This window comes from Posidoniimonas polymericola, assembly GCF_007859935.1.
Classification (GTDB): domain Bacteria; phylum Planctomycetota; class Planctomycetia; order Pirellulales; family Lacipirellulaceae; genus Posidoniimonas; species Posidoniimonas polymericola.
Genome location: NZ_SJPO01000011.1, coordinates 58,662 through 79,497, shown reverse-complemented (window position 1 = coordinate 79,497; position 20,836 = coordinate 58,662). Strand labels below are relative to the sequence as shown.

At 68.1% G+C, this 20,836-nt stretch carries 19 protein-coding genes; 16 read left to right on the top strand and 3 right to left on the bottom strand.

Annotated elements, in window-relative coordinates:
• Positions 1-278: 278 nt before the first annotated feature.
• The 10 genes from Pla123a_RS19945 to Pla123a_RS19900 all read left to right on the top strand — a co-directional run bounded on the left by Pla123a_RS19945 (position 279) and on the right by Pla123a_RS19900 (position 11,184).
• Positions 279-1,094 (top strand): glycosyltransferase family 2 protein, encoded by an 816-nt coding sequence (locus tag Pla123a_RS19945; protein WP_146590291.1) that lies wholly within the window; start codon positions 279-281, stop codon positions 1,092-1,094.
• 106 nt (positions 1,095-1,200) lie between these two features.
• Positions 1,201-1,962 (top strand): hypothetical protein, encoded by a 762-nt coding sequence (locus Pla123a_RS19940; protein ID WP_146590289.1) that lies wholly within the window; start codon positions 1,201-1,203, stop codon positions 1,960-1,962.
• A gap of 24 nt (positions 1,963-1,986) precedes the next feature.
• Positions 1,987-2,997 carry a glycosyltransferase family 8 protein gene (locus tag Pla123a_RS19935; RefSeq protein ID WP_146590288.1) on the top strand — a complete coding sequence of 337 codons (1,011 nt, stop codon included), beginning with the start codon at positions 1,987-1,989 and terminating at the stop codon, positions 2,995-2,997.
• Positions 2,998-3,010: 13 nt separating this feature from the next.
• The gene (locus tag Pla123a_RS19930; protein WP_146590286.1) at positions 3,011-3,826 is read left to right on the top strand and encodes a glycosyltransferase family 2 protein; all 816 of its coding nucleotides are present in this window, start codon (positions 3,011-3,013) and stop codon (positions 3,824-3,826) included.
• A gap of 46 nt (positions 3,827-3,872) precedes the next feature.
• Positions 3,873-4,553 carry a methyltransferase family protein gene (locus tag Pla123a_RS19925; protein ID WP_146590283.1) on the top strand — a complete coding sequence of 227 codons (681 nt, stop codon included), beginning with the start codon at positions 3,873-3,875 and terminating at the stop codon, positions 4,551-4,553.
• 140 nt (positions 4,554-4,693) lie between these two features.
• Complete coding sequence (locus Pla123a_RS19920; RefSeq protein ID WP_197528136.1) at positions 4,694-5,590, top strand: peptidylprolyl isomerase; 897 nt, start codon at positions 4,694-4,696, stop codon at positions 5,588-5,590.
• Positions 5,591-6,196: 606 nt separating this feature from the next.
• Positions 6,197-7,099, top strand: coding sequence for a diacylglycerol/lipid kinase family protein (locus Pla123a_RS19915; RefSeq protein WP_146590281.1), 903 nt, complete (start codon positions 6,197-6,199; stop codon positions 7,097-7,099).
• 35 nt (positions 7,100-7,134) lie between these two features.
• A complete protein-coding gene (gene kdsA, locus Pla123a_RS19910; RefSeq protein WP_146590279.1) occupies positions 7,135-7,971 on the top strand; it encodes a 3-deoxy-8-phosphooctulonate synthase in 837 nt (278 codons plus the stop codon).
• A gap of 53 nt (positions 7,972-8,024) precedes the next feature.
• A complete protein-coding gene (locus Pla123a_RS19905) occupies positions 8,025-10,217 on the top strand; it encodes a transglutaminase domain-containing protein (RefSeq protein ID WP_197528135.1) in 2,193 nt (730 codons plus the stop codon).
• A 7-nt stretch (positions 10,218-10,224) separates the two neighbouring features.
• The gene (locus tag Pla123a_RS19900) at positions 10,225-11,184 is read left to right on the top strand and encodes a bile acid:sodium symporter family protein (RefSeq protein WP_146590275.1); all 960 of its coding nucleotides are present in this window, start codon (positions 10,225-10,227) and stop codon (positions 11,182-11,184) included.
• Positions 11,185-11,198: 14 nt separating this feature from the next.
• Here the strand turns inward: Pla123a_RS19900 and Pla123a_RS19895 are convergent, their stop codons facing one another.
• A complete protein-coding gene (locus Pla123a_RS19895; protein WP_146590274.1) occupies positions 11,199-13,880 on the bottom strand; it encodes a PAS domain-containing protein in 2,682 nt (893 codons plus the stop codon).
• 230 nt (positions 13,881-14,110) lie between these two features.
• Between Pla123a_RS19895 and rpmE the strand changes: the two genes are divergently transcribed.
• From rpmE to Pla123a_RS19865, 6 genes are all read left to right on the top strand, one after another.
• On the top strand, positions 14,111-14,344 hold the full coding sequence (rpmE, locus tag Pla123a_RS19890) for a 50S ribosomal protein L31 (RefSeq protein WP_146590271.1): 234 nt from the start codon (positions 14,111-14,113) through the stop codon (positions 14,342-14,344).
• A gap of 57 nt (positions 14,345-14,401) precedes the next feature.
• Positions 14,402-15,475, top strand: a complete 1,074-nt coding sequence (prfA, locus tag Pla123a_RS19885; RefSeq protein ID WP_146590269.1) for a peptide chain release factor 1 — start codon at positions 14,402-14,404, stop codon at positions 15,473-15,475.
• A 91-nt stretch (positions 15,476-15,566) separates the two neighbouring features.
• On the top strand, positions 15,567-16,451 hold the full coding sequence (prmC, locus tag Pla123a_RS19880; protein ID WP_146590268.1) for a peptide chain release factor N(5)-glutamine methyltransferase: 885 nt from the start codon (positions 15,567-15,569) through the stop codon (positions 16,449-16,451).
• Positions 16,452-16,478: 27 nt separating this feature from the next.
• Positions 16,479-17,255, top strand: a complete 777-nt coding sequence (locus tag Pla123a_RS19875; protein ID WP_146590266.1) for a DUF4261 domain-containing protein — start codon at positions 16,479-16,481, stop codon at positions 17,253-17,255.
• A gap of 54 nt (positions 17,256-17,309) precedes the next feature.
• Positions 17,310-18,320: a hypothetical protein gene (locus tag Pla123a_RS19870; RefSeq protein ID WP_146590264.1), complete on the top strand. Its 1,011-nt coding sequence runs from the start codon at positions 17,310-17,312 to the stop codon at positions 18,318-18,320.
• Between the two features lie 90 nt (positions 18,321-18,410).
• On the top strand, positions 18,411-19,151 hold the full coding sequence (locus tag Pla123a_RS19865; protein ID WP_146590262.1) for a hypothetical protein: 741 nt from the start codon (positions 18,411-18,413) through the stop codon (positions 19,149-19,151).
• A gap of 55 nt (positions 19,152-19,206) precedes the next feature.
• On the opposite strand, the gene Pla123a_RS19860 is transcribed toward Pla123a_RS19865, so the two are convergent.
• Both Pla123a_RS19860 and Pla123a_RS19855 read right to left on the bottom strand, forming a co-directional pair.
• Positions 19,207-19,737, bottom strand: a complete 531-nt coding sequence (locus Pla123a_RS19860) for a hypothetical protein (RefSeq protein ID WP_146590260.1) — start codon at positions 19,735-19,737, stop codon at positions 19,207-19,209.
• A gap of 57 nt (positions 19,738-19,794) precedes the next feature.
• The gene (locus Pla123a_RS19855) at positions 19,795-20,817 is read right to left on the bottom strand and encodes an ABC transporter substrate-binding protein (RefSeq protein ID WP_146590258.1); all 1,023 of its coding nucleotides are present in this window, start codon (positions 20,815-20,817) and stop codon (positions 19,795-19,797) included.
• Positions 20,818-20,836 lie beyond the last annotated feature (19 nt).

The window sequence follows — 20,836 nt, the reverse complement described above, 5'->3', positions numbered from 1 at the left end:
AGGGAAGAGAATCACCGCAAGCCCCCTAGAATGGCCCACCTGTGATTGCTCTGCAAGCGCCGCTGCACGCAATCGCCCGGCGGTTGCTCGCGAAACGCCCCGGCGTTTGTGTGACAGGAGATCCCGCTGAGAAAGCGGGGCGCCGCCGCAACAAAAGCTGCAACTCTGCCGGTGGGCTCGACGATAACGCCTACGTAAACCTTAACGCCGCAAGTCCTCTTCTCAATCGAACCCCGCACCGGCTTCCCCGAGGCCGCCGTGCTGGGGCAGCACCGCTCATGCAGATCAGCATCATTCTCAGCACGTACAACCAGCCCCTGTGGCTGACCAAGTCGCTGCTGGGCTTCGTGCACCAGCGACGCCTGCCTGACGAGATCGTGATCGCCGACGACGGCTCGGGTGAGGAGACCCGCCGCGTGGTCGAGAGGTTTCGGCGCCTCGCGCCCTTCCCAATCCGCCACGTCTGGCACCCCGACGACGGGTTCCGCAAGACCCGCATCCTGAACCTGGCCCTGGCAGAAGCTAGCAGCGACTACCTGATCTTCTCCGACGGCGACTGCGTGCCGCGGGGCGACTACGTCGCGGCCCACGCCAGGCTGGCCCGCGCCGATTCGTTCTTGTCGGGCGGGCTGGTGCGGCTGTCGCTCGCGGGGAGCGAGCAGATCGATGAGCCCCTGATCCGCAGCGGCCGCTGCTTCCGCCCCGGCTGGGTCGGGCGGCACGGCGGGGTGAAGCCGTTCCGGCTGATGAAGCTAGCAGCGACCGGGCGAGCGGCCCGGTTGATCGACCGCACCACCAAGGTGCTGCCGAACTGGAGCGGGTCGAACGCGTCGTGCTGGCGCCGCGACGCCCTGGCGGTCGGCGGCTTCGACGAGCGGATGAAGTACTGGCGAGAAGACTACGAATTCGGCCAGCGGCTGATCAACCTCGGCGTCACCCCGCTGCAGGTCCGCTACTCCGCGGTCACGCTGCACCTAGAGCACGAGCGCGGCTACGTCGACAAGCAGATCATGAAACTCAACGAGCAGATCCTCGAGCAGACGCGCATCTCCGGCAAGACGCGCACCGAGCACGGCCTCGCCGAGGCCGCGTAGCGGGCGTGCTAGCACCGCGTTCGGCATTGGCGCCGCGTCGTGGTCCCTTTACAGTCCCCGCCGCTCGGGCGACCGCCGGGGCCGAACCAACGCCCTGGAGGCGACCATGCGTCTGTCGAAACTGCTCACCGACCGCCTGTCACCGAGAGCGATGATGCGCCGCTGGGCCATCGCACGCACCGGCCGCACCGTGCAGGCGGGCCCGTTCCGCGGCATGCAGTACATCGACCAGGCGTTCGGCAGCGCCTACCTGCCCAAGGTGCTGGGGACTTACGAACGCGAGCTCTACCCGGCGCTCGAGCAGGTCTTCGACGGCGACTACGACACCCTCATCGATATCGGCGTGGCCGAGGGCTACTTCGCGGTCGGCATGGCTTCCCGCACGCGGGCCCGCGTGGTGGGCTACGAGTGCGACGCGTCCGCGTCGGCGATGGCGTTGGAACTCGCCAAGCTGAACAACGTCGGCGACCGCTTGGAGATGCGGGGCGAGTGCACGCCTGCGGAGCTCGACACGCTGATCGCCTCGTCGCGTCGGCCGTTCCTGCTGTGCGACGTCGACGGCTACGAGACCACGCTGCTCGACCCGAAGCAGGTCGCCTCGCTCGCGCGGTGCGCGATGCTGGTCGAGCTGCACGAGTTCGCCCGGCCCGGCGTGACCGCGGAGTTCCTCCGCCGTTTCGAGCCGACCCACGAGATCGAGGTCTTGTGGCAGACCCCCCGCACAGCGGCCGACTTCCCCTACGAGGGGTTCTGGACCCGCGTGCTGCCGTCGCGGTACCGCCGACACATGGTCGACGAGCTGCGGCCGTTCGAGCAGGCCTGGATGTGGATGACGCCCCGCGCCGCGCAGGCGTCCGCCGCCGCTTAGCCCCCCCCAACGGAGCCCCACACCGTGCCGATCCCGATTGTCGTCGCCGCCGACGAGAGCTTCGCCGTTGGGGCTGGCGTGCTGATGCAGTCGGTCATTGAGACTACCTCCGAGCGGGTGCACTTCTACTTCTTCCACGACGCGCTCACGCCGGCCTCCAGGGCGCTGATCGAGCAGACGGTCGCCGCCAGCTCGCGGAGCGATCTGACGATGGTCGACGCGGGCCGCGCGCTCGCAGCGCTGCCAGCGCCGCAGCGGACCGACGCCTACACCAAGATGACCTACGCCCGGCTGCTGACGCCGGACTACGTGCCTGCGGATCGCGCAATCTACCTCGACTCCGACACGCTGGTGCGGGCCGACATCAACACCCTGTTCCAGCACGACATGGCGGGCCGACCGGTCGCCGCGGTCCGCGACTACGCGGCGGTCCGGCTGTCGCTCCGCAGCCAAGTCGAACGCGACTACTTCAACGACGCCACCGACGGACGCGGCGTCGACGACTACTTCAACGCCGGCGTGCTGCTCTTGGACCTGGCGCGGCTCCGCCGCGAGGGGCAGCTGCAGCGGTCGTTGGAGCTGGTTGCCTCGAGCAGAAAGCTCCGCTTCGCCGACCAGTGCGCCTTGAACCTGGCGATCCGCGGACAGTACACGCCGCTCGCGGAACGCTGGAACACGAACGTTGCGCACCAAGGGATGACGCGGGACCCGCTCGCCCCAGCGTCGCTCCGCCAGCGCGTGCAGGCCGCGTTCGATGCGCCGGCGGTGCTCCATTACGTCGGCCCCAAGCCGTGGACCATGTTCCCGACCGTGCTCAAGCGTGAGCACCAGGAAGTCTTGCGTCGTTCGCCCTGGCGCAACTACCGCCAGCCAATGAGCACCCTGAGCTGGCAGCAGAAGCAGCAGCTCATCAAGGCCTGGCGGAGCCGGGCGGTGAGCGTCCGCATCCGCAGCAGCGAAGTCAACATCCAGCTACTCGGCCGACAGCTTGTCCACTGGACGCGCGCCGAACCCACGCCCTCAAAAGCCGCCTAGCCGGCCCCCAGTGATGAAAACCAGCGTCATCCTCAGCACGTACAACCAGCCGGAGTGGCTCACCAAGACCCTGTGGGGCTACGCCCACCAAGAGCTGCGGCCGGACGAGATCGTGATCGCCGACGACGGCTCGGCCGACGCCACGGCGATGGCGATCGAGTACGCCCGCGGCGAGACCGGGCTCAACCTGCGGCACGTGTGGCACGAGGACCTCGGCTTCCGCAAGACCAGCATCCTCAATCGCGCCATCGAGGCGGCGACCGGCGACTACCTAATCTTCTCTGATGGCGACTGCATCCCGCGCAAGGATTACGTTTCCGTCCACGCGCGGCACGCCGCCCCTGGTCGGTTCCTGTCCAGCGGCGCGGTCCGGCTTTCGATGCCCGGGAGCAGAGCCGTGAGCGAGGTCGACATCGCGATCGGCCGTTGTTTCGAGCGGGCCTGGGCGTCGCGGCTCGGTGGCGTGACCTGGGCCCAGCGGCTCAAGATGCTCCGCCCGGGCGTGCTGCCGGCGGTGCTCGATCGCCTCACCACTACCCGCCCGACATGGAACGGCAACAACGCCTCGTGCTGGAAGGCCGACGCCGTCCGGGTGGGCGGGTTTGACGAGCGGATGCAGTACGGCGGCGAGGATCGGGAATTCGGCGAACGGCTCGTCAACCTGGGGATCGTGCCGAGCCAGCTCCGCTACCGGGCGGTCCTCCTGCACCTCGACCACTCACGCGGTTACGTCGAGCCCGATATGGCCGAGCGCAACCGCGTGATCCGCGCCACCACGGTCGCGATGAAACGGGTCCGCACCGAGCACGGGCTGAAAGCGGCCGCCTAGCAACCCGGCGGCTTGTCGGCCACGTCGGTTGCTCTAAGCTGCGGGTATGGTTGATCTGGGTGCCAAGACCGTCGCGCTGGTGCTGCTGCTCGCCGCTGCGCTGTTCGGCGGGGCGGGGCGGCTGGCGTGGCCCGCCGGCTGGCTGCTGATCGGGTTGTACACGGCGTTCGTCGGCCTGGCGTGCGCCACGGTCGACCCGGACCTGCTGCGGGAACGCGCCCGGCCGGGACACAACTTTGAGCACGCCGACGCGCTGCTCGCTACCTGCGGCTTCCTGCTGCTGTACCCGATCACGTTGGCGGTCGCCGGCTTCGATGCGGTCCGGCTCGACTCGGTCCGGCTCGGCGGCGGCGCGGCCTTCTTCCCCGGCGCCTGGCTGGTCGGCGCCGGCGCGTTTGCGGTCGGCTACTGGGTGGCATTGCGGGCGATGCAGACCAATCGGTTCTTCTCGACCTTCGTGCGGATCCAGTCCGACCAGGGCCACACCTTAGTGACCGACGGACCGTACGCCGTGGTCCGTCACCCCGGTTACGCGGGGATGCTGCTGGCGCACTTCGGTATCCCGCTGCTGCTCGGCTCGTGGTGGGCGTTCGTCCCGGTGCTGGCGGGCGCCGCGGTGTTTGTCGTGCGGATTATGAGGGAGGAAGCGGTCCTCTCCGCCCGGCTGCCGGGTTACGACCGCTACCTCCAGACCCACAAATGGCGCCTTGCGCCCTGGGTGTGGTGAAGCGGCCGCGAGTTCGTGGACGCATCAGGCGTGCGTGGGTAGCATGCAGGGAGCGACTTTTCCGACACACACCATGAATTCCAGGCAGCGCAGGCCTCCAACCGGGGCACGACGGAGCGCTCCGGCGGAGACTGCAACCAGTGAGCTTCCCTACGTTTTTCTCGCTCTCGCGCCGCGCGGCGTTGATCGCCGTGGCCGCTGTCGGCGCCTTCGCTTGCGGCCACGCGGACGCGGTGGTGGTGCGGTACTCGACCAACCTCGGCGATATTGACGTGCGGCTGTTCGGCACGGCCACCCCGTTGAGCGTGGCGAACTTCCTCAACTACGTGAACGACGGCGACTACTCCGACAGCATCATCCACCGCAGCGTGTCCGGATTTGTCATCCAGGGAGGCGGCTACCGCTGGCTTCCGGACGGCAACCTTGAGCCCGTACCCGCTGACGCGGCGGTGCAGAACGAGTTCGGCATTTCTAACCTGCGGGGCACGCTCGCCTACGCCAAACTGGGCGGCGACCCGAACAGCGCCACCAACGGCTGGTTCTTCAGCCTCAACGACAACAGCGGCAACCTCGACAACCAGAACGGCGGGTTCACGGTCTTCGGCCGCGTACTCGGCGACGGCATGGACGTTGTGGACCTGATCGCGAGCCAGCAGGTCGTGAACGCCGGTTCGCCGTTCGACACGCTGCCGGTCCTGGACTCGTTTACGCCGCCCAACATCTTCCGGAGCGACCTGGTGTTCGTGAACTCGGTCTCGGTGCTCGACGTGCCCGACGGCGACTACAACTTCGATGGCGTCGTGGACGCGGCCGACTACACGGTCTGGCGTAACTCGAACGGCTCGACGACCGAGGTCGAGGCCGACGGCAATGGCGACGGGATCGTGAACACGCTCGACCTGCAGCTCTGGGAGGTCGCCTACGGAGCTGCGGCCGCTTCTCTGACCGCCGGCGGCTCGGCGGCGCCTGAGCCGATGGCCGCCACGCTCGCCCTGGTCGCCGGGGCAACCTCGATTGCCTGCCGGACGCGGCGGTAGGCGGCGCAAAAAAAAGCGGGCCTCGAATGAGCCGGCTCCACACCGACCGGTCATGTCGGTCAGGGGCAATTGACCCGACATGCCACCATCATTCGAGGCCCCGCGGGCCAGCGTTGTTGGCACGGGGAGCCAATCGGCCCCCCGCTGCCGCATCTAAATAGCAGTTGGCGTGCCGCTGGACTTGCCCCGCGGCGTGGAACGGACACCGACCGTGCCTTAAGCACAACGCACGGCTAGCTTTAGGGTGAGACAATCCAACCTTAACTTCTCTCGCACGCGGCCGTAGAATACGAGTCCTAAGATGAGACAAGCCCCAACCTGCAGAGCAAATCGCTACGAGTGAGGCGGACTTACTCATTGATCCGGTTACCAACGTCTTCGGGGCGGGCGACGCCGCCGGCTCGGCTCGAAATGAGACTCACGCACTAATCGGGACGACACGCCCCCGCACCGCAGCCGCAATTCAGGCACACGCCCATTAGCTCGCTCGCCCCCAACTCGCCGCCCCACAAGCCGTCCGCGGGGGAGGTGTCGAGTGGCGACCGCCCCATCGCCCAGCGACCCGTCGCCCAGCCACTCGACTCGGGCCGCCGCCGAGTGGTGTTGATGGTGAATCGCAAGGCCGGGGCAGGGCGGGGCGCGAAGACTCTCGCCAGGGCCGAAGCCGGACTGGTCGCCGCCGGGCTCGAGGTCACCCGGGTGACAAGACCCGATGAGCTGCACGACTGCGTAACCGGCGCCGCCGACCAGCTGCGGGCGGTGGTCGCCGCGGGGGGAGACGGCACCGTCGGGCTAGCGTTGAACCAGACGCCCGCCGGGACTCCGCTGGCGGTCATGCCGGCCGGCACTGAGAACCTGCTGGCGAAGTACCTCGAGCAGCGGGCGCGTCCGGCCGAACTGGTCGAACTGCTCACGACCGGCGTCGTGATCCGGCTCGACGCCGGCGAGGCGAACGGTCGGCTGTTCGCCTTGATGATCAGCGCCGGGCTCGACGCTTTTGTGGTGCACCAATTGCACAAGTCGCGTCGCGGGAACATCACCCACCTGGCTTACGCCAAACCGACCATCGATGCGCTGCGTATCTACAACTACCCTAGTCTGCGGACGACCTGGCATGACCCAGAGAGTCGGCAGGAGGCCTCGGCAACCGGGCGGTGGCTGTTCGGCATGAACCTGCCACGCTACGCTCAGGGGTTGCCGATCGCCCCGGGGGCGTCGGGTATCGACGGGCTGATCGACCTGTGCGTCTTCAGCCGCGGCTATATCTCGTCGGCGGTGTGGTACCTGTGGCACATGCTCCGCCGCCGGCACCAGCGGCTGCCGAGCGTGACCATGGCGCGGTGCCAAGAGTTCGCGGTCGAGGCCGACCCCGGCGTCGAGGCGCCCTACCAACTCGACGGCGACCCGGGCGGGTTCCTGCCGGTCACGGTGCGGTCGATCCCCGGTCGGTTGACCTGCGTGGTCAAGCCGAGCGTGGCGACTCGGCTAGGATTCGACCTCCCCGACTAGTACCCCCAGCACCCTCCACTCGAACGAAAACGTCCGTGCCCAACTCTACCGCCACGATCGGCCCCTACCAGTGCGGCGAGGGTCAGCCCCTGCTGCTGATCGCGGGCCCCTGCGTCATCGAGAGCGAGGAGCTAACGCTCCGCATCGCCGAGTCGCTCCGCGAGGCGGCCCGGTCGTCGAATCTGCCGCTCCCGCTGAATCTGGTTTTCAAGGCGTCGTTCGACAAGGCCAACCGCACGAGCCTCGACGCCTACCGCGGCCCGGGCCTCGAGGAAGGCCTGCGGATCTTGGAGAAGGTCCGCACGCAGACCGGGCTGCCGGTCACGACCGATCTGCACGAGTCAAGCCAGGCAGCGGCGGTCGGCCAGGTCTGTGACCTGCTGCAGGTGCCGGCGTTCCTGGCCCGCCAGACCGATCTCTTGACCGCCGCCGCGGCGACCGGCAAGGCGGTCAACGTGAAGAAGGGCCAGTTCATGGCGCCGTGGGACATGAAGCACGTCGTGACGAAACTGGCCGGCTCGGGCTGTGAGAACATCCTGCTCACCGAGCGCGGCACCTTCTTTGGCTACGGCCGGCTGGTCAACGACCTGCGGGCCCTGGTCCAGATGCGTCAGCTCGGCGTGCCGGTGGTGTTCGACGCCACGCACAGCGTGCAGGAGCCGGGCGGGCTCGGCGGGGCGACCGGCGGCAACCGCGAGATGGTCGAGCCGCTCGCCAAGGCCGCGGTCGCCATTGGCGTCGACGCCCTGTTCCTCGAGACCCACCCCGAGCCCGACAAGTCCCCCAGCGACGGCGCGAACATGGCCCCGCTCGATCAAATCCCCACGTTGCTCCGCCGCATCCTCGCGATCCGCGAGGCGGCCCACTCCTGATGAACGCGAATACCAAATCTCACGCTGTTCTGCGTACGCTTACCTGCACGCTTATGCTCGCCGCGTTGGCCGCGGGCGTTTCTGGCTGCCGCAAGCGGGTGGAGTCCCGCTTCTCAGCCGGCGACGGCGGCGTCGGCTCGGCCCGCGAAGACGCCGCGATGCTCGAGGCTGACTTCGCGAAACTAAACAACCTGCCAAACAACTTCCCGCTCGAGCTAAGCCCCCCGACCGTGCTGCTGGACTCCCGCTTCAGCAGCAACGGACAAGACGTGCTCGTCACGGTCACGCAGCCCGAGGGGGTCGCCGGGGCGCCCTGGAACGTGCTTGAAATCGCCAGCGGCAACGCCAACTTCCGAGACCTGGGGGTCTCTTCCGGCGACACCGTCAAGCTTTACATGTTCCCCGACAGCGAGTCGCGTGAACGGCAGAACGCTACGGGCGAGATCGACGCCCAGATGGTGAGCCACGAGGCGACCGACCTCGTCGTCGCCCAGGTGCTGGGCGACCGCCGCCTGCAGGTTGTTGACAGCGTGCGGCCGCCGCGTGACCTGACCGTGTGGATCTCCGAAGAGGTGTTCGCCAACCAGCCCGGGGTCGGCATGGCCGGCCTGGACACCCTGCGGGACCTCGGCAAGGTCACCGCGTTCGGCGTGAAGATCCCGGCCGAAAACCTTCCGCTCAACATCCTGGCCGAAAGCGTGCCGACAATTGCGTGGCCGCCCCGCATCGAGATCTGGCGGGTCAAGGACGAGCGGATGAAGGCCATCAACCGCGCGTTGGGCGCGTACGCCAAGAACGGCGAGCCGCCGCTCGGCTGGGAGCCGACGCCCGACGCCCAGGAGATCACCCGCCTGACCGAGAGCTTCAACCGCTGGCTCCGCTCACGCACCAAGGCCGCCGACAGCGTCGTGCAGCCTCCCGCGCGGGTTGAGACGCTGCCGGAGGCCCTCCGTAACGACGCCGTCCTGCAGGACTACCTCAGCGGCGACGCCCTCAACCGCAACTCCTTTGCCGACCACGAGGGGCGGCTGATTCAGCAGGCCGCCTGGTGCCGCGACATCGGCTCGTGGGCCGCCGGCGACGCCTTCGACCCGCTTCCCCGTGCGACCCGGCTGTTCGACTGGGTAGTCCGCAACGTCACGCTGACCGACAGCCCCCGTGTCCGCAACCACCACCCGTGGGAGACCCTCCTCTACGGTCGCGGCGGCGCGGCCCAGCGCGCCTGGCTGTTCGCACAGCTCTGCCGCCAGCAGCGGATCGACTGCTGCGTCGTCACCCTGCCAATCGGCGAGGGCAGCGACGAATGGCTGTGGTGCGGCGTGGTCGATCACGGCGAGCTGTACCTGTTCGACCCGCAGCTCGGCCTGGCGCTGACAACCCCAGCGGACGAGCCGATTGCGCTGTCGTCCCTGCGAGAAGACCCATCGCTACTGCGGGGCTTCGACCGCCCCGACTCTGACTACCCGGTGTCGGCCGACGCCCTCGCGCAGGCGAGCTTCGCGGTGGTGTCGGAGCCGCTCACCATGAGCAGCCGCGCCGCCCAGCTCCAGGAGCAGCAGAGCGGCAGCTCGGCGATCGTGCTGCACGTCGACGCCGACGCGGCGGCCGAGCAGCTGCAGCAGGCGGCCGGAGTCGACGAGGTCGGGCTGTGGCCGCACCCGCTTGCCAACCTGCGACGCGAGCTCCGCATCGCAGGCTCGGACAGCGTCGCGGCGGAGAAGACCCGCAGCGCCGCGGCGCTCGACCTGCAGCCCTTCGCCTGGACGCCGCAGCTCTGGAAGGCGCGGATGCTGCACATCCGCGGCATGCTCGAGACCGAGCGCGAGGCCAAGAAGAAGGGCGTCCTGCACGACCCAATCGACGACCACCGCGCCGCCGCCCAGCTCTACCTCAGCCCGCGGGTCAGACCCTCAGAGAAGAAGCTCGACACCCGCGTGCTGAACGCCGAGCGGCTGCGGATCTACCACCGCAACAAGGCCGACGCCACGCTGTGGCTGGGCGTCCTGAAGCACGATCAGGGCGAGTACACGCAGGCGGCCCAGTGGTTCGAACGGGTCGACACCGAATCCCCCGAGAACACCCACCTGGCCGACGCGGTCCGCTACGGCAGGGCGCGGGCATTGGAGGCGCTCGGCCAACGGGAAGAGGCCGCCAGGCTGCTCAGCGAAGACACATCGCCGCAACGATTCGGCAACCAGATCCGCGCGGCGCGGCTGCTCGGCGCCGGGTCGCAGCCAGCAGAATAGGACCCCGATGCGGCGTTTCTTCGCTCAACGCTGGTTCCTGTTCGTGCTGATGACGCTGCTGCTGGGGGGGCTCGCGCTGTGCGGCCCGCTGGCGTTCCTGCCGCGGCTGACGCCGAAGCTGGTCGTGATCGGCGTGGTGATGCTGGCGACCTCGCTCGCCACCAACTTTGGGCTGGTGCTGCGGGCGCGTGACAGCTGGCTGGCGGTCGGATTGGCGTTGCTGGTAAACGCCGGCGTGGCGCCGCCGCTGGGCTGGCTGATCGGCCGGCCGCTCCCGCCGCCGCTGGCGGAGGGACTGGTCGTGGCGATGACGGTGCCGTGCACCATCGCCGCGGCGATCGTCTGGACCCGCCGCGGGGGCGGCAACGACGCGGCCGCCGCACTGACCAGCATGATCTCCAACTTCTCTTGCTTCCTGGTTCTGCCGTTCTGGACCGGCCTGCTGATGGGGGCGACCGTCGACATCAAGCCGCGGGAGCTGATGATCAAGCTGCTCCTCGGCATCGCGGCGCCCATGGTGGCCGGTCAGCTGATCCGGGCGCCGCGGCGCGTGGGGGCGTGGGCCGATCGCCAGAAGCGGTTGCTCAGCCTGATCGCCCAGTGGGGCGTGCTGTTCATGGCCCTGCTCGGCGCCATCGAGGCCGGCAACGCGATGCGCGGCAGCGAGTTCCGCCCCACCTCGGGCCATTGGCTGCTGCTGGTCGGCATGATCATCGTGCTGCACATGGTGCTGCTTGCGGTGGCGGCCGCCGCCGGCTGGGCCGCCCGCCTGGGGCCGGCCGACGCGTTGGCGGTCACCATCGCCGGCAGCCAAAAGTCGATGGCGGTGGGGGTCGGGGTCGCGTTGCAGTTTGGCCCGATGACAATCTTCCCGCTGATCACTTACCACTTCGCTCAGCTGCTGATCGACACCGTCGTGGTCGATCGCCACCGGCGGAAGACCGGCCCCGAGCAGCCGCCGGCGTAGAGCAGGCCGGCGCTCTAAAGTTCGGCGAGCACCCTCTCGAGGGCGCCGATGTCGGCGGGCTTCACCAGCCGCCGATCAAAGCAGCCGTCTCGGCCGGGATCGTCGCGGGCCTCTCGACTGTACCCCGATAGCGCGACGATCGCGGGCCGTTCGCCCCCCCGCTCCCGCAGCCGCCGGGCGACCTCGTAGCCGTCCATCCTCGGCAGCCCGATGTCGAGGAACACCAACTCGGGGCCGAAAGTCTCGGCGGCCGCGAGCGCCTCGGGGCCGTCGGCGGCGGTCTCGATCTCAAACTCGCCCAGCTTGCCGAGCAGCCGGGACAGCAGGTACGCCGCGCTCTGGTTGTCGTCCACAATCAGGATCTTGCGGGGCCGGCTGACCTCTGACGCGTCGGGCGACCACGACGCGGCGGACACGCCCGTCGGGGCCGCGATGGTCGGCAGTGTCACCGTGAACGTGCTGCCGTGCCCCAGGCCCTCGCTGGCGACCGTCACGGACCCGTCGTGCAGGCGGATCATCTGCTCGACGACTGTCAGGCCGATGCCGAGCCCCCCCTGCGACCGATCGAGCGAACGGGTCGATTGCGTGAACAGCTCAAACACGTCCGGCAGCAGCGACGGCTCGATCCCGATGCCCGTGTCCGCGACCTCGATCACCGCTTTGTCCCCGGCGGCCGAAGTCGTGAGCGTGACCCGACCGCAGTCCTCGGTGTACTTGGCGGCGTTGTTCAGCAGATTGCCGAGCACCTGCGCCAGGCGGGCGGCGTCGGCGTCGAGCCAGATCGGCTCGGGGTGCTCGACCAGGCGGAACTCGTGCCGGCGGTCGTCGAGGAACGGCCGGCAGGCCTCGACCGCCTGCGTGATCACCTGCCTCACTTCGACCGGGGCCTTCTGCAGCGTGATCTTGCCCCGCATCACCCGCGACACGTCCAGCAAGTCGTCGATCAAGCGGGTCAGCTGCGAGGTCTGCCGCCGCATGATCTCCAGCGCCCGCGACTGCTCCGGCGTATTCACGCCGAGCAGCAGCAGGTCGAGCCCGCTGCGGATAGGCGCCAGCGGGTTGCGGAGCTCGTGGGCGAGCATGGCGAGGAACTCGTTCTTCTTGCTGTCGGCCTCGCGGAGGGCCTCCTCGGCGTCGCGTTGGTCGGTGATGTCGGTGTTGGTGCCGAGCCACCGGACGATCTCGCCCTGGGCGTCTCGCATCGGCATCGCCCGCGAGAGGAACCAGCGGTAGCGGCCGTCGCGGCCCCGCAGGGGAAAGGTGTCCTCCCAGACCTCGCCGCTGTCCCAGCATTTCTGGATCTTCTCTGCCACGCGGTCGACGTGGTCCGGGTGGTGCACCTTCTTCCACCCCCAACCCTGCATCTCTTCGAGGGTCGTGCCGGTGTACTCGTACCAGCGGCGGTTGTACCAGAAGATGTACCCCTCTGAGTCGGCCATCCACGCCAGCTGCGACATATGGTCCGCGAGCGCCCGGAACCGCTCCTCGCTCTCTTCCAGCGCCTGCTGCACCGACTTCAGCAAGTCCATCCGGACGTTGACGCCGATCATCCGCTCGGGTGTTCCGTCCTCACGGTAGAAGAACCTGGCGTGCCCCGACATCCAGCGGTGCGATCCATCGGGCAGGATCGCGCGGAACTCGTACGCGCAGTCCTCGCGTCGCTGCTGCATCCACTCGGCGACGTTCTGGCGGATCTTCTCGCTATCTTCCGGCAGCACCCGCTTCGCCCAGTCGTCGAAGGTCCCGCCGAACCGGCCCGGCTCAATCCCGTAGAGCTCCTCGAGCTCGGGGGACCAGTAGACCCGGTTCTCGAGTATGAGCCACTCAAACACCCCGGCGCCGCCGGCCCGCTGAGCAATTGTCAGCCGCTGCAGGCTGTCTAGGTGATCCCGTTCGGTCTGCTTCTCTGCCGACACATCGTGCACCTCGACCCGGTAACCGCAGAGCTGGCCGGCCGCGTCTTGGATCGTCTCAACCGACGTGCGGCTCCACAGCACACCGCCGTCCTTCTTAAGGTAGCGTCGCTCGCACGCCCGGGACGTCAGCGGACCAATGGGGGCCGGCGGCGAATGGCGATCCTGGGCGTGAGCCAGATCGATCAGGGTCCGCTCCGCCAGCTCCTGCTCGGTGTAGCCGAGCAACCGCTCCATGACCTGGCTGGCCGCGACCACTTGGCCGTTTAGGTCGGTGATCAGCTCACCGTAGGAGGCTTCGTCCCTCCGCAGACCAAGCAAGGGGACGAGCGACTGGGCGGAATCGTCGTCCGCAGCCGGACGGTCGGGCTCATCGACAACGGCCCAGGAGCCTGCGTACCCGGCCAGCTTTCCGGCGGAATCGCGACGCGGCTCGCCCCGGTCGGCGACCACGAAACGCGTCCCGCCCAGCTCGGCGGTGTAAAGCAGGCAGAACGGCTCGCCTGCCTGGTAGGCGTCCTCAATCTGGCGGCCAACGCGGGCAGCAGACCCCTGCTGCACGGCTTCGGTCCAGGTCCACTGCTCGGCTGCGCCGGCGTCCAAAAAACGCTGTCGGGCGTAGCGGTTGAGCCGCCGCTGGGTCCAATCCTGCCCGCTCGCCCATAGCAGAACCGGCGCCCCGTCCGCGGCGCGGATGTAGCCGGCAGGGTCAAAAGGGTCGCCCGCGGCGTCCCCCGCCCGGCCCGTTGCCGTCGGTTTCCTGGTGTTTTCGGGGCTATCCATCGGTGTGGCGGACTGCGTGAACGGCGAAAAATCCTGCTATTTCTATAACCCGCATCCGCTGCCGTGCACAGGTCGCCCCGAGAAATCCCTCTGCTCGGTGGGGCGTTGGGCTTGAGTGAGCCGCTGTAGAGCGGTATTCTTAAGGATTCTTCCAATCCCACGCACCCCGCCGGGCGATACCAATCCCAGCGGACCGCGGCATAGGCACAGCAAGTCTCAGGGCGAGCACGATGAAAGACGGCATCCACCCCAACTACCAGGACACGGAAGTTCACTGCGGTTGCGGCAACACGTTCACAACGCGGAGCGTCCGCAGCGAGCTGAAGGTGGACATCTGCAGCGCGTGCCACCCCTTCTTCACCGGCAAGATCAAGTTCGTGGACACCGCGGGCCGGATCGACAAGTTCAAGAAGAAGTTCGCCGGGGCCGGCTACGCCAGCCTGGGCAAAAAGGGGAAGAAGTAGCTGGCGGCCGGCGGCTGACGTCCCTGCCCCCTGCCTTCCGACTCCCTCCCCTCACCCATGCGCGACCTCCTCGACTCTAAACTGGCGCGCTTCGAGCAGCTAGAACGCGACATGATGGACCCCGCCGTGCAGGCGGACTCCAGCCGCATGTCGGCGACCGCGCGCGAGCACGGCTCGCTCGCCAGGCTGGCCGGCAGGTACCGGCACTTCAAGGACATCGCCAGGCAGATCGCCGAGGCCCGCGAGATGGCCGACGGCGACGACTCCGACATGCGGGAGCTGGCCGAGGCCGAGCTGCCCGAGCTGATCGGAGAACGTGAAGGGCTGTGGGACGAGCTGCTCGGCATGACCATCGGCGGCGAGGACGCCAACCGCGCCCGCTGCATCATGGAGATCCGGGCCGGCACCGGCGGCGACGAGGCCGCCCTCTTCGCGCGTGACCTGTACGAGATGTACAAGCGGCACGCCGAGGCGAAGGGCTGGAAGATGGAGGTCATGGACGCCAGCGCCACCGAGCTGGGCGGCTTCAAGGAGATCAGCCTGTCGCTCGAAGGCGAAGGTGTTTACCGCGAGCTGATGTACGAGTCGGGCGGGCACCGCGTGCAGCGCGTCCCCGAGACAGAGACCCAGGGCCGCGTGCACACCTCGGCCGCCACGGTCGCGGTGATGGCCGAGCCGGAGGAGGTCGAGGTGACGCTGACCCCCGAGGACTACCGGCTCGACAAATTCTGCGCCAGCGGCCCGGGCGGCCAGCACGTCAATAAGACCGAATCGGCCGTGCGGCTCACGCACCTCGAGACCGGCATTGTTGTGCAGTGCCAGGACGAGAAGTCGCAGCACAAGAACCTCGCCAAGGCGCTCCGCGTCCTCAAGAGCCGCATCTACGACCACCGTAAGCAGGAAGAGGACAAGAAGCGGTCGGACGAGCGGAAGAGCCTGGTCGGCTCCGGCGACCGCAGCCAGCGGATCCGCACCTACAACTTCCCCCAGAACCGCCTGACCGACCACCGCATCGGCCTGTCCCTCCACAAGCTCGACCAGATCATCGCCGGCGACCTGCAGCCGGTCACCGACGGGCTGATCGACTACGAACGGCAGCAGCAACGCGATCAAATGGGAGGGCTGGACTGACGAAAGGGAAAAGGCGAATGGGGAGAGCCGACCAGCTGGTCTTGGCGCCTTGGTTCGCCTTTCGGCATTCCCCTTTCCCCTTTGCGAAGCCATGCCCGACGCCCCCTGGACCATCGGCCGCCTGCTCAGCTGGACCACCGACCACTTCGCCAAGGTCGAGTCGGACTCCGCGCGGCTCGACGCCGAGGTGCTGCTGGCCCACTCGCTGGGCCGCGAGCGGATCATGCTCTACGCCTCGTTCGACGAGGTCCCGCCCGCCGACACCCGCGACAAGTTCAAGGCGCTCGTCAAGCGTCGCGGCGAGGGCGAGCCGGTCGCCTACCTGGTCGGCAGCCGCGAGTTCTACTCGCTGCCGTTCGAGGTCACGCCCGACGTGCTCATTCCCCGGCCCGAGAGCGAGCTGATCGTCGTGACGCTGACCGACCGTGTGAAGGAGCGGCCCGCGAGCGACAACCGTCTGAAGATCGCCGACGTCGGGACCGGCAGCGGCATCCTGGCGGTCTGCGCCGCCAAGTACATCCCCAACGCCGACGTCCTGGCGATCGACCTCAGCCCCGCCGCGCTGGCGGTCGCCAAGCGCAACGCCGAGCGGCACAAGGTCAACGACCGCGTCTACTTTGTCGAGGCCGACCTGTTCCCCGCGAACAAGCCCGACATGCGGCTCGACTACATCGTCAGCAACCCGCCGTACATCACCACCGACGAGATGCAGGAGCTCGACACGGACGTCCGCGACTACGAGCCGCACCTGGCGCTGCACGGCGGCGCCGCGGGGACCGATGTCATCGAGCGGCTCCTGCCCGCCGCCGCCCACCACCTCAAGCCGGGCGGGTCGTTGCTGATGGAAATCAGCCCGATGATCGCCCCGCGGGTGGAGGAGCTTATCGACCAGACCCCACGACTCGAACGCCGGCCGACCGTCCGCGACCTGGCGGGTCACGCGCGGGTGGTCGAGGCCGTGCGAAGCAACGACTGAGATTCAACGACGACTAAGTTTGGACGAATGAGCACCATGCACCCAGGCTCCCCTTGGCTCGCGCTGGTCACCCTGCCGGCGGAACGACTGCCGGACCTCGAGCAGGTCTGCGAGATTCTTTCGCGTGACTTCTCGGAACAGGCGCCCCCAGAACTCACCAGCGAGAGCGAGCGCAGCGTGACTTTCCGCTGGGGTTCGATCAACGGCAACTACACGCTGGTCGACCGCCCGATCCCGTGGGAGCGGCTCGAGGGCCCGTGCGCGACCGCGTGGTACTGGCCGGAGGCCGAAGAGGACCTGCGTCCGCATACCCACCACCTGTTCCTCACGCTGCTGGACGACGACAAGAAGCCGATCCACACCGCCACGCGGATGACGCGGCTGACGGCGGCGCTGGCGACCGCGGCCGACGGCACCGGCATCGTGTGGGGACCGAGCGGCCAGGTGCACCGCACCGAGGACTTCGCGAAGCTCGCCTCGGTGATCACGCCCGAGGACCTGCCGCTGCACCTGTGGGTCGACTTCCGCGTCGCTCAGCACGAGGACTCCGAGGCGCTGTCGCTGTTCACCACCGGGCTCGAGGCGCTCGGGCACCGCGAGTTCGAGGCGCCCTACTACGACGGCGACTCCCAGCGGCTGGCAGGCACGGCTTACAACCTGGCGCACTACGTGCTCGAGAAGGGCGCGGTCCTCAAAGACGGCGAGGCGGTCGGCCTGCCGGACGGCGGCCAGGTGAACGTGAACGTGGGGCCCTCGATGATCGACCCCGACCAAGAGGTCGTGCAGCTGACGTTTGACTCGTAGCGCTGCGGAATCCTCGGCAGAAGCAGTATCGCGACCGTGTGCTAGACTTTCTGCATGATTACTCGAATCATCATGCCGGTAGCCGTCTTGGTAATTGCTAATACAATTGCCCTCGCGGACTCGTACTCGCTCACTATCGTCACTGGCGACCGGGCCGCGATCACCGCGCCGCAGCAGTGGGGTCGACGCCTGGCCGAGGCCGGCATCACCAATGTGCGGATCCGCGGCGGCCGTTCGGGGGATCAGGCCGCCATCGAGGAGTCGACGCTCGGCTCCGGCACGCACTACCAGATCACTGGGGTGCTGAATTCGGGTGGCAAGCTCGTGCTCCCCGGATCCTCGTTCACGATGAGTCAGACCGCGGCCCTGAAGGACTACCTCGACCGCGTGCTGGCCGACGGCGGCCAGGCGATGACCGCCGCGCGGGGCCAGTTCGGCCTGACCAAAGAGCAGTTCGAGGACGCCTTCACCAAGCTCGGCAAGCCGATCACGTTCTCTACCGCGGGCAAGCCGCTGGCGGAGCTGACCAACCAACTAAGCCGCGACACCGGACTCGACATCGAGGTCGACCCGCTCGTCGCCGCGACCTTCAAGCGGCTGCCGTGCCGCGACGAGCTGCAGACGCTGTCGTACGGCTGCGGGCTGGCGATCGCGCTCAAGGCCGAGGGGCTGGCGCTGGCGCCCGAGAAACCCCGCGGCAGGCCGGTCCGGGTGGCGATCAAGCTCGCCGCCGACGCCGACGAGGCGTGGCCCATCGGCTGGCCGACCAAGGCGCGCGGCACCGAGCTGGCGCCGAAAATGTTCGAGAAGATCAACGTCGAGATCGAAGGCTTCTCGCTGCAGGAGGCGATCGACGCCATCGCGCCGCGGATCGAGATGCCGGTGCTGTGGGACCACGCGGCGATGGCCGCCAAGCGGATCAACCCGGCGGAGGTGGAGGCCAAGCTGCCAGCCGCTAACATGCCGTACTACCGCATCCTCAGCAGGCTGCTGTTCCAGGCCCGGCTGCACGGCGAGGTGAAGGTCGACGAGGCCGGCACGACGTTCTACTGGATTAGTCGTTAACGGGCTTCACCTAATCTTCACCCAAGCAACGGCACGGCCCGGCGAACCACTCTTGTCGGACACCGGTTCTCTCCTCCCCAACGAGTAACCATGGCAGACACGCCGCTCATCCCGCAGCAGTGGACGCTCCCCGAGGTCATCCGCAACCGCGTCGGCGACCAGGTCGGCCGCCAGCGGGCGATGGTGCACGACGGCCACCTGCTGCTGGTGCTGCACTCCCCGCCGCTCCCCGATCAGGACGAACGCGAGGGCCGGCTGATCTGGCGCAGCCCCGAGGGCGAGTGGCGGCCCAAGTCGCTGCGGCACGGCGAGTCGCCGGTCGGCGAGCTGATCGACGAGTACGACAAGCTGCTTGACCGGATCGACGCCGACGAGGACCTTGCGCAGTCGGCCGCCGAGTACTTCGACCTGCTGACGCTGCTCAACCCGCTGGTGCGGGCTTCGCACAACCTGCACCAGGCGTTGCAGCAGGCCCGTGAGGAGCTGCCCGAGGTGCGCGAACTGATCCTGCTCCGTGACCGCGCGTACGCGGCGTCGCGGCGGGCCGAGCTGCTGCAGGCCGACGCCCGCAACACACTTGACTTCGTGATCGCCCGCCGGGCCGAGGAGCAGGCCGATTCGAGCCGGCGGCAGGCCAAGGCCGCGCACCGGCTGAACGTGCTCGCCGCGTTGACCTTCCCGCTCTTGACGCTGTGCGCGGTGTTCGGCGCCAACCTGGGCCACGGCCTCGAGCAGTGGGACCGGGTGGCCGCGCCGATCCCGATACTGGCGGTGGTCGGCGGCGGCCTGCTGCTGGGGGCAATCTTGGTGGGGTACGTTACGCGGAAGTAGTCGCGGAGACCCAAACTTCCGCCTCCGCAGCGACGGGCCGGACGCCCGCGGCCAACTAGTGCTGGTGGTCGGCGTGATCGTCGCCGTCGTGATCGTGATCGGCGTGCGCGTCGGCCGGGAGCCAGCCCTCGAGCTTCTGCATGGCGGCGTCGATCTTCGCGCTGACGTCGTCCCAGGTGACCTTGTCGCCGCCGTGCATCACGTCGTCGAGTTTGGCGAAGCCGTCCATCAGGTCGTCGGTAACCTGCTTGACCTCGTCAGCCGACCCGACGCCCGCCTTTTCTGCCAACGCGGGAATCGAAAGAATCACGTGGCCGATCTCGTGCATTGCGTCGTGCGCGTCACCGGGCTTGTCGGCCTGGAACGACGACTTGATATCCGCGGCCATGTGCTCCAGTTCCTCGTATGCGCCCACCAGGGTCGTGGCGTGCTCGTGGCCATCGCCGTGGTCGTGGTCGGCGTGGGCAGCCGCGTCGCCCTCCGGCGTGCTGACGGGCCCGGGGCAGCCGGTGAGGGCCATCGCCACCAGGGCCGCGACCACCGAAGAAACCGCCTGTTCGAGGTTCGCGTGCTTCAGATGCTTCATCGCCTGTCCTTTAAAAAAATCGAATACGCAAGGGAATGATAACCGGCCGCCGATCGGCTATTTGTCGCCGGCAGCCCGTTGGTCGCCTGCAACCCTGGGACGCAGGTCGAGCCCCACGCCTTGGTTGACGAATTGTAGCGTGACAGCGTCGTCGGGGTCGATCTCCCCGGCCTTAAGCAGGCCCGAGTCAACCATCTTCTGGTAGAAACGGCGGACCCGCTCGAGCCGCATGGCGCCTATGCCGTTCTCGACCGCTTCGCCCGAGTCGACGAGGCCCTGGGCCTTCATCTGCTTAAGCGAGAAGGCGATCTGAGCGTCGGTCATCGCGCCGTTGTCACGCTTGATCAGCTCGTTTGCCGCTCGATTGTCTCCGTACAGGTAGTCGTACCAGCCCCTGATCGAGGCGTCGACAAACCGCTGGACACGTTCGGGCTGGCGGTCGATTGCGGCCTGCGGGGCCTCGATCACGGTGGAGTAGCTGTCCCAACCGTGGTCGGCCAGCAGGAACACGAGCGGCGCCTCGCCGGTCGCCTCCTCGACGCGCATCGGCTCGGCCGTGGCGTAGCCCTGCTGGATCCAAGTCTTGTTCGCGAGGAACGGCGCGAGGCTGTGGTTGTAGGGCCGCAGGTTCCGTTTCTGGAAGCCGTGGGCGGCCTCCATCCACAGGAAGAAGCTGTAGCGGCCGGTCGCCGCCATCAACAGCGGCGCCTTGGTCAGGTCCGACCACTGATCGTAACCCTGGCCGCGGTGGGCGATTAGGCACTGCGGGTCCTTCTGCAGCATCGCGGCCACCACCCGGGTGGGCGTCTGCTGCTTGACGGCGTCGAACGCCTGCAGCAGGTTGGTGCCGATTAGGAAGTCGACGCGGCCGGCGGCCAGCAGCGGCCGGTTGTTGATCTGAGGCCCGCCCTGACGGATCTTCACGTCGAAACCGGCATCGCGGTACGTTCCGTCGGCCAGGGCTTGGTAGAACCCGCCCAGTTCGGGCTGGGCCTTCCAGTTGAGCGCCAGCGTGACGTTCTCGAGCGCCGCCGCGGGGGAGGCCGCCAGCAATACAATGAGGCAGAGGGTGCGTTGCATGCCCTCACTCTAGCAGAGG

Excerpts from the sequence above, each read along its gene's own strand:
- Pla123a_RS19925 (WP_146590283.1), top strand. The coding sequence starts at position 3,873 with ATGGTTGATCTGGGTGCCAAGACCGTCGCGCTGGTGCTGCTGCTCGCC.
- prfA (WP_146590269.1), top strand. The coding sequence starts at position 14,402 with ATGCGCGACCTCCTCGACTCTAAACTGGCGCGCTTCGAGCAGCTAGAA.
- Pla123a_RS19915 (WP_146590281.1), top strand. The coding sequence starts at position 6,197 with ATGGTGAATCGCAAGGCCGGGGCAGGGCGGGGCGCGAAGACTCTCGCC.
- Pla123a_RS19870 (WP_146590264.1), top strand. The coding sequence starts at position 17,310 with ATGATTACTCGAATCATCATGCCGGTAGCCGTCTTGGTAATTGCTAAT.
- rpmE (WP_146590271.1), top strand. The coding sequence starts at position 14,111 with ATGAAAGACGGCATCCACCCCAACTACCAGGACACGGAAGTTCACTGC.
- Pla123a_RS19900 (WP_146590275.1), top strand. The coding sequence starts at position 10,225 with ATGCGGCGTTTCTTCGCTCAACGCTGGTTCCTGTTCGTGCTGATGACG.
- Pla123a_RS19860 (WP_146590260.1), bottom strand. The coding sequence starts at position 19,737 with ATGAAGCATCTGAAGCACGCGAACCTCGAACAGGCGGTTTCTTCGGTG.
- Pla123a_RS19945 (WP_146590291.1), top strand. The coding sequence starts at position 279 with ATGCAGATCAGCATCATTCTCAGCACGTACAACCAGCCCCTGTGGCTG.
- Pla123a_RS19940 (WP_146590289.1), top strand. The coding sequence starts at position 1,201 with ATGCGTCTGTCGAAACTGCTCACCGACCGCCTGTCACCGAGAGCGATG.
- Pla123a_RS19895 (WP_146590274.1), bottom strand. The coding sequence starts at position 13,880 with ATGGATAGCCCCGAAAACACCAGGAAACCGACGGCAACGGGCCGGGCG.
- Pla123a_RS19905 (WP_197528135.1), top strand. The coding sequence starts at position 8,025 with ATGCTCGCCGCGTTGGCCGCGGGCGTTTCTGGCTGCCGCAAGCGGGTG.
- Pla123a_RS19930 (WP_146590286.1), top strand. The coding sequence starts at position 3,011 with ATGAAAACCAGCGTCATCCTCAGCACGTACAACCAGCCGGAGTGGCTC.
- Pla123a_RS19865 (WP_146590262.1), top strand. The coding sequence starts at position 18,411 with ATGGCAGACACGCCGCTCATCCCGCAGCAGTGGACGCTCCCCGAGGTC.
- Pla123a_RS19855 (WP_146590258.1), bottom strand. The coding sequence starts at position 20,817 with ATGCAACGCACCCTCTGCCTCATTGTATTGCTGGCGGCCTCCCCCGCG.
- prmC (WP_146590268.1), top strand. The coding sequence starts at position 15,567 with ATGCCCGACGCCCCCTGGACCATCGGCCGCCTGCTCAGCTGGACCACC.
- Pla123a_RS19875 (WP_146590266.1), top strand. The coding sequence starts at position 16,479 with ATGAGCACCATGCACCCAGGCTCCCCTTGGCTCGCGCTGGTCACCCTG.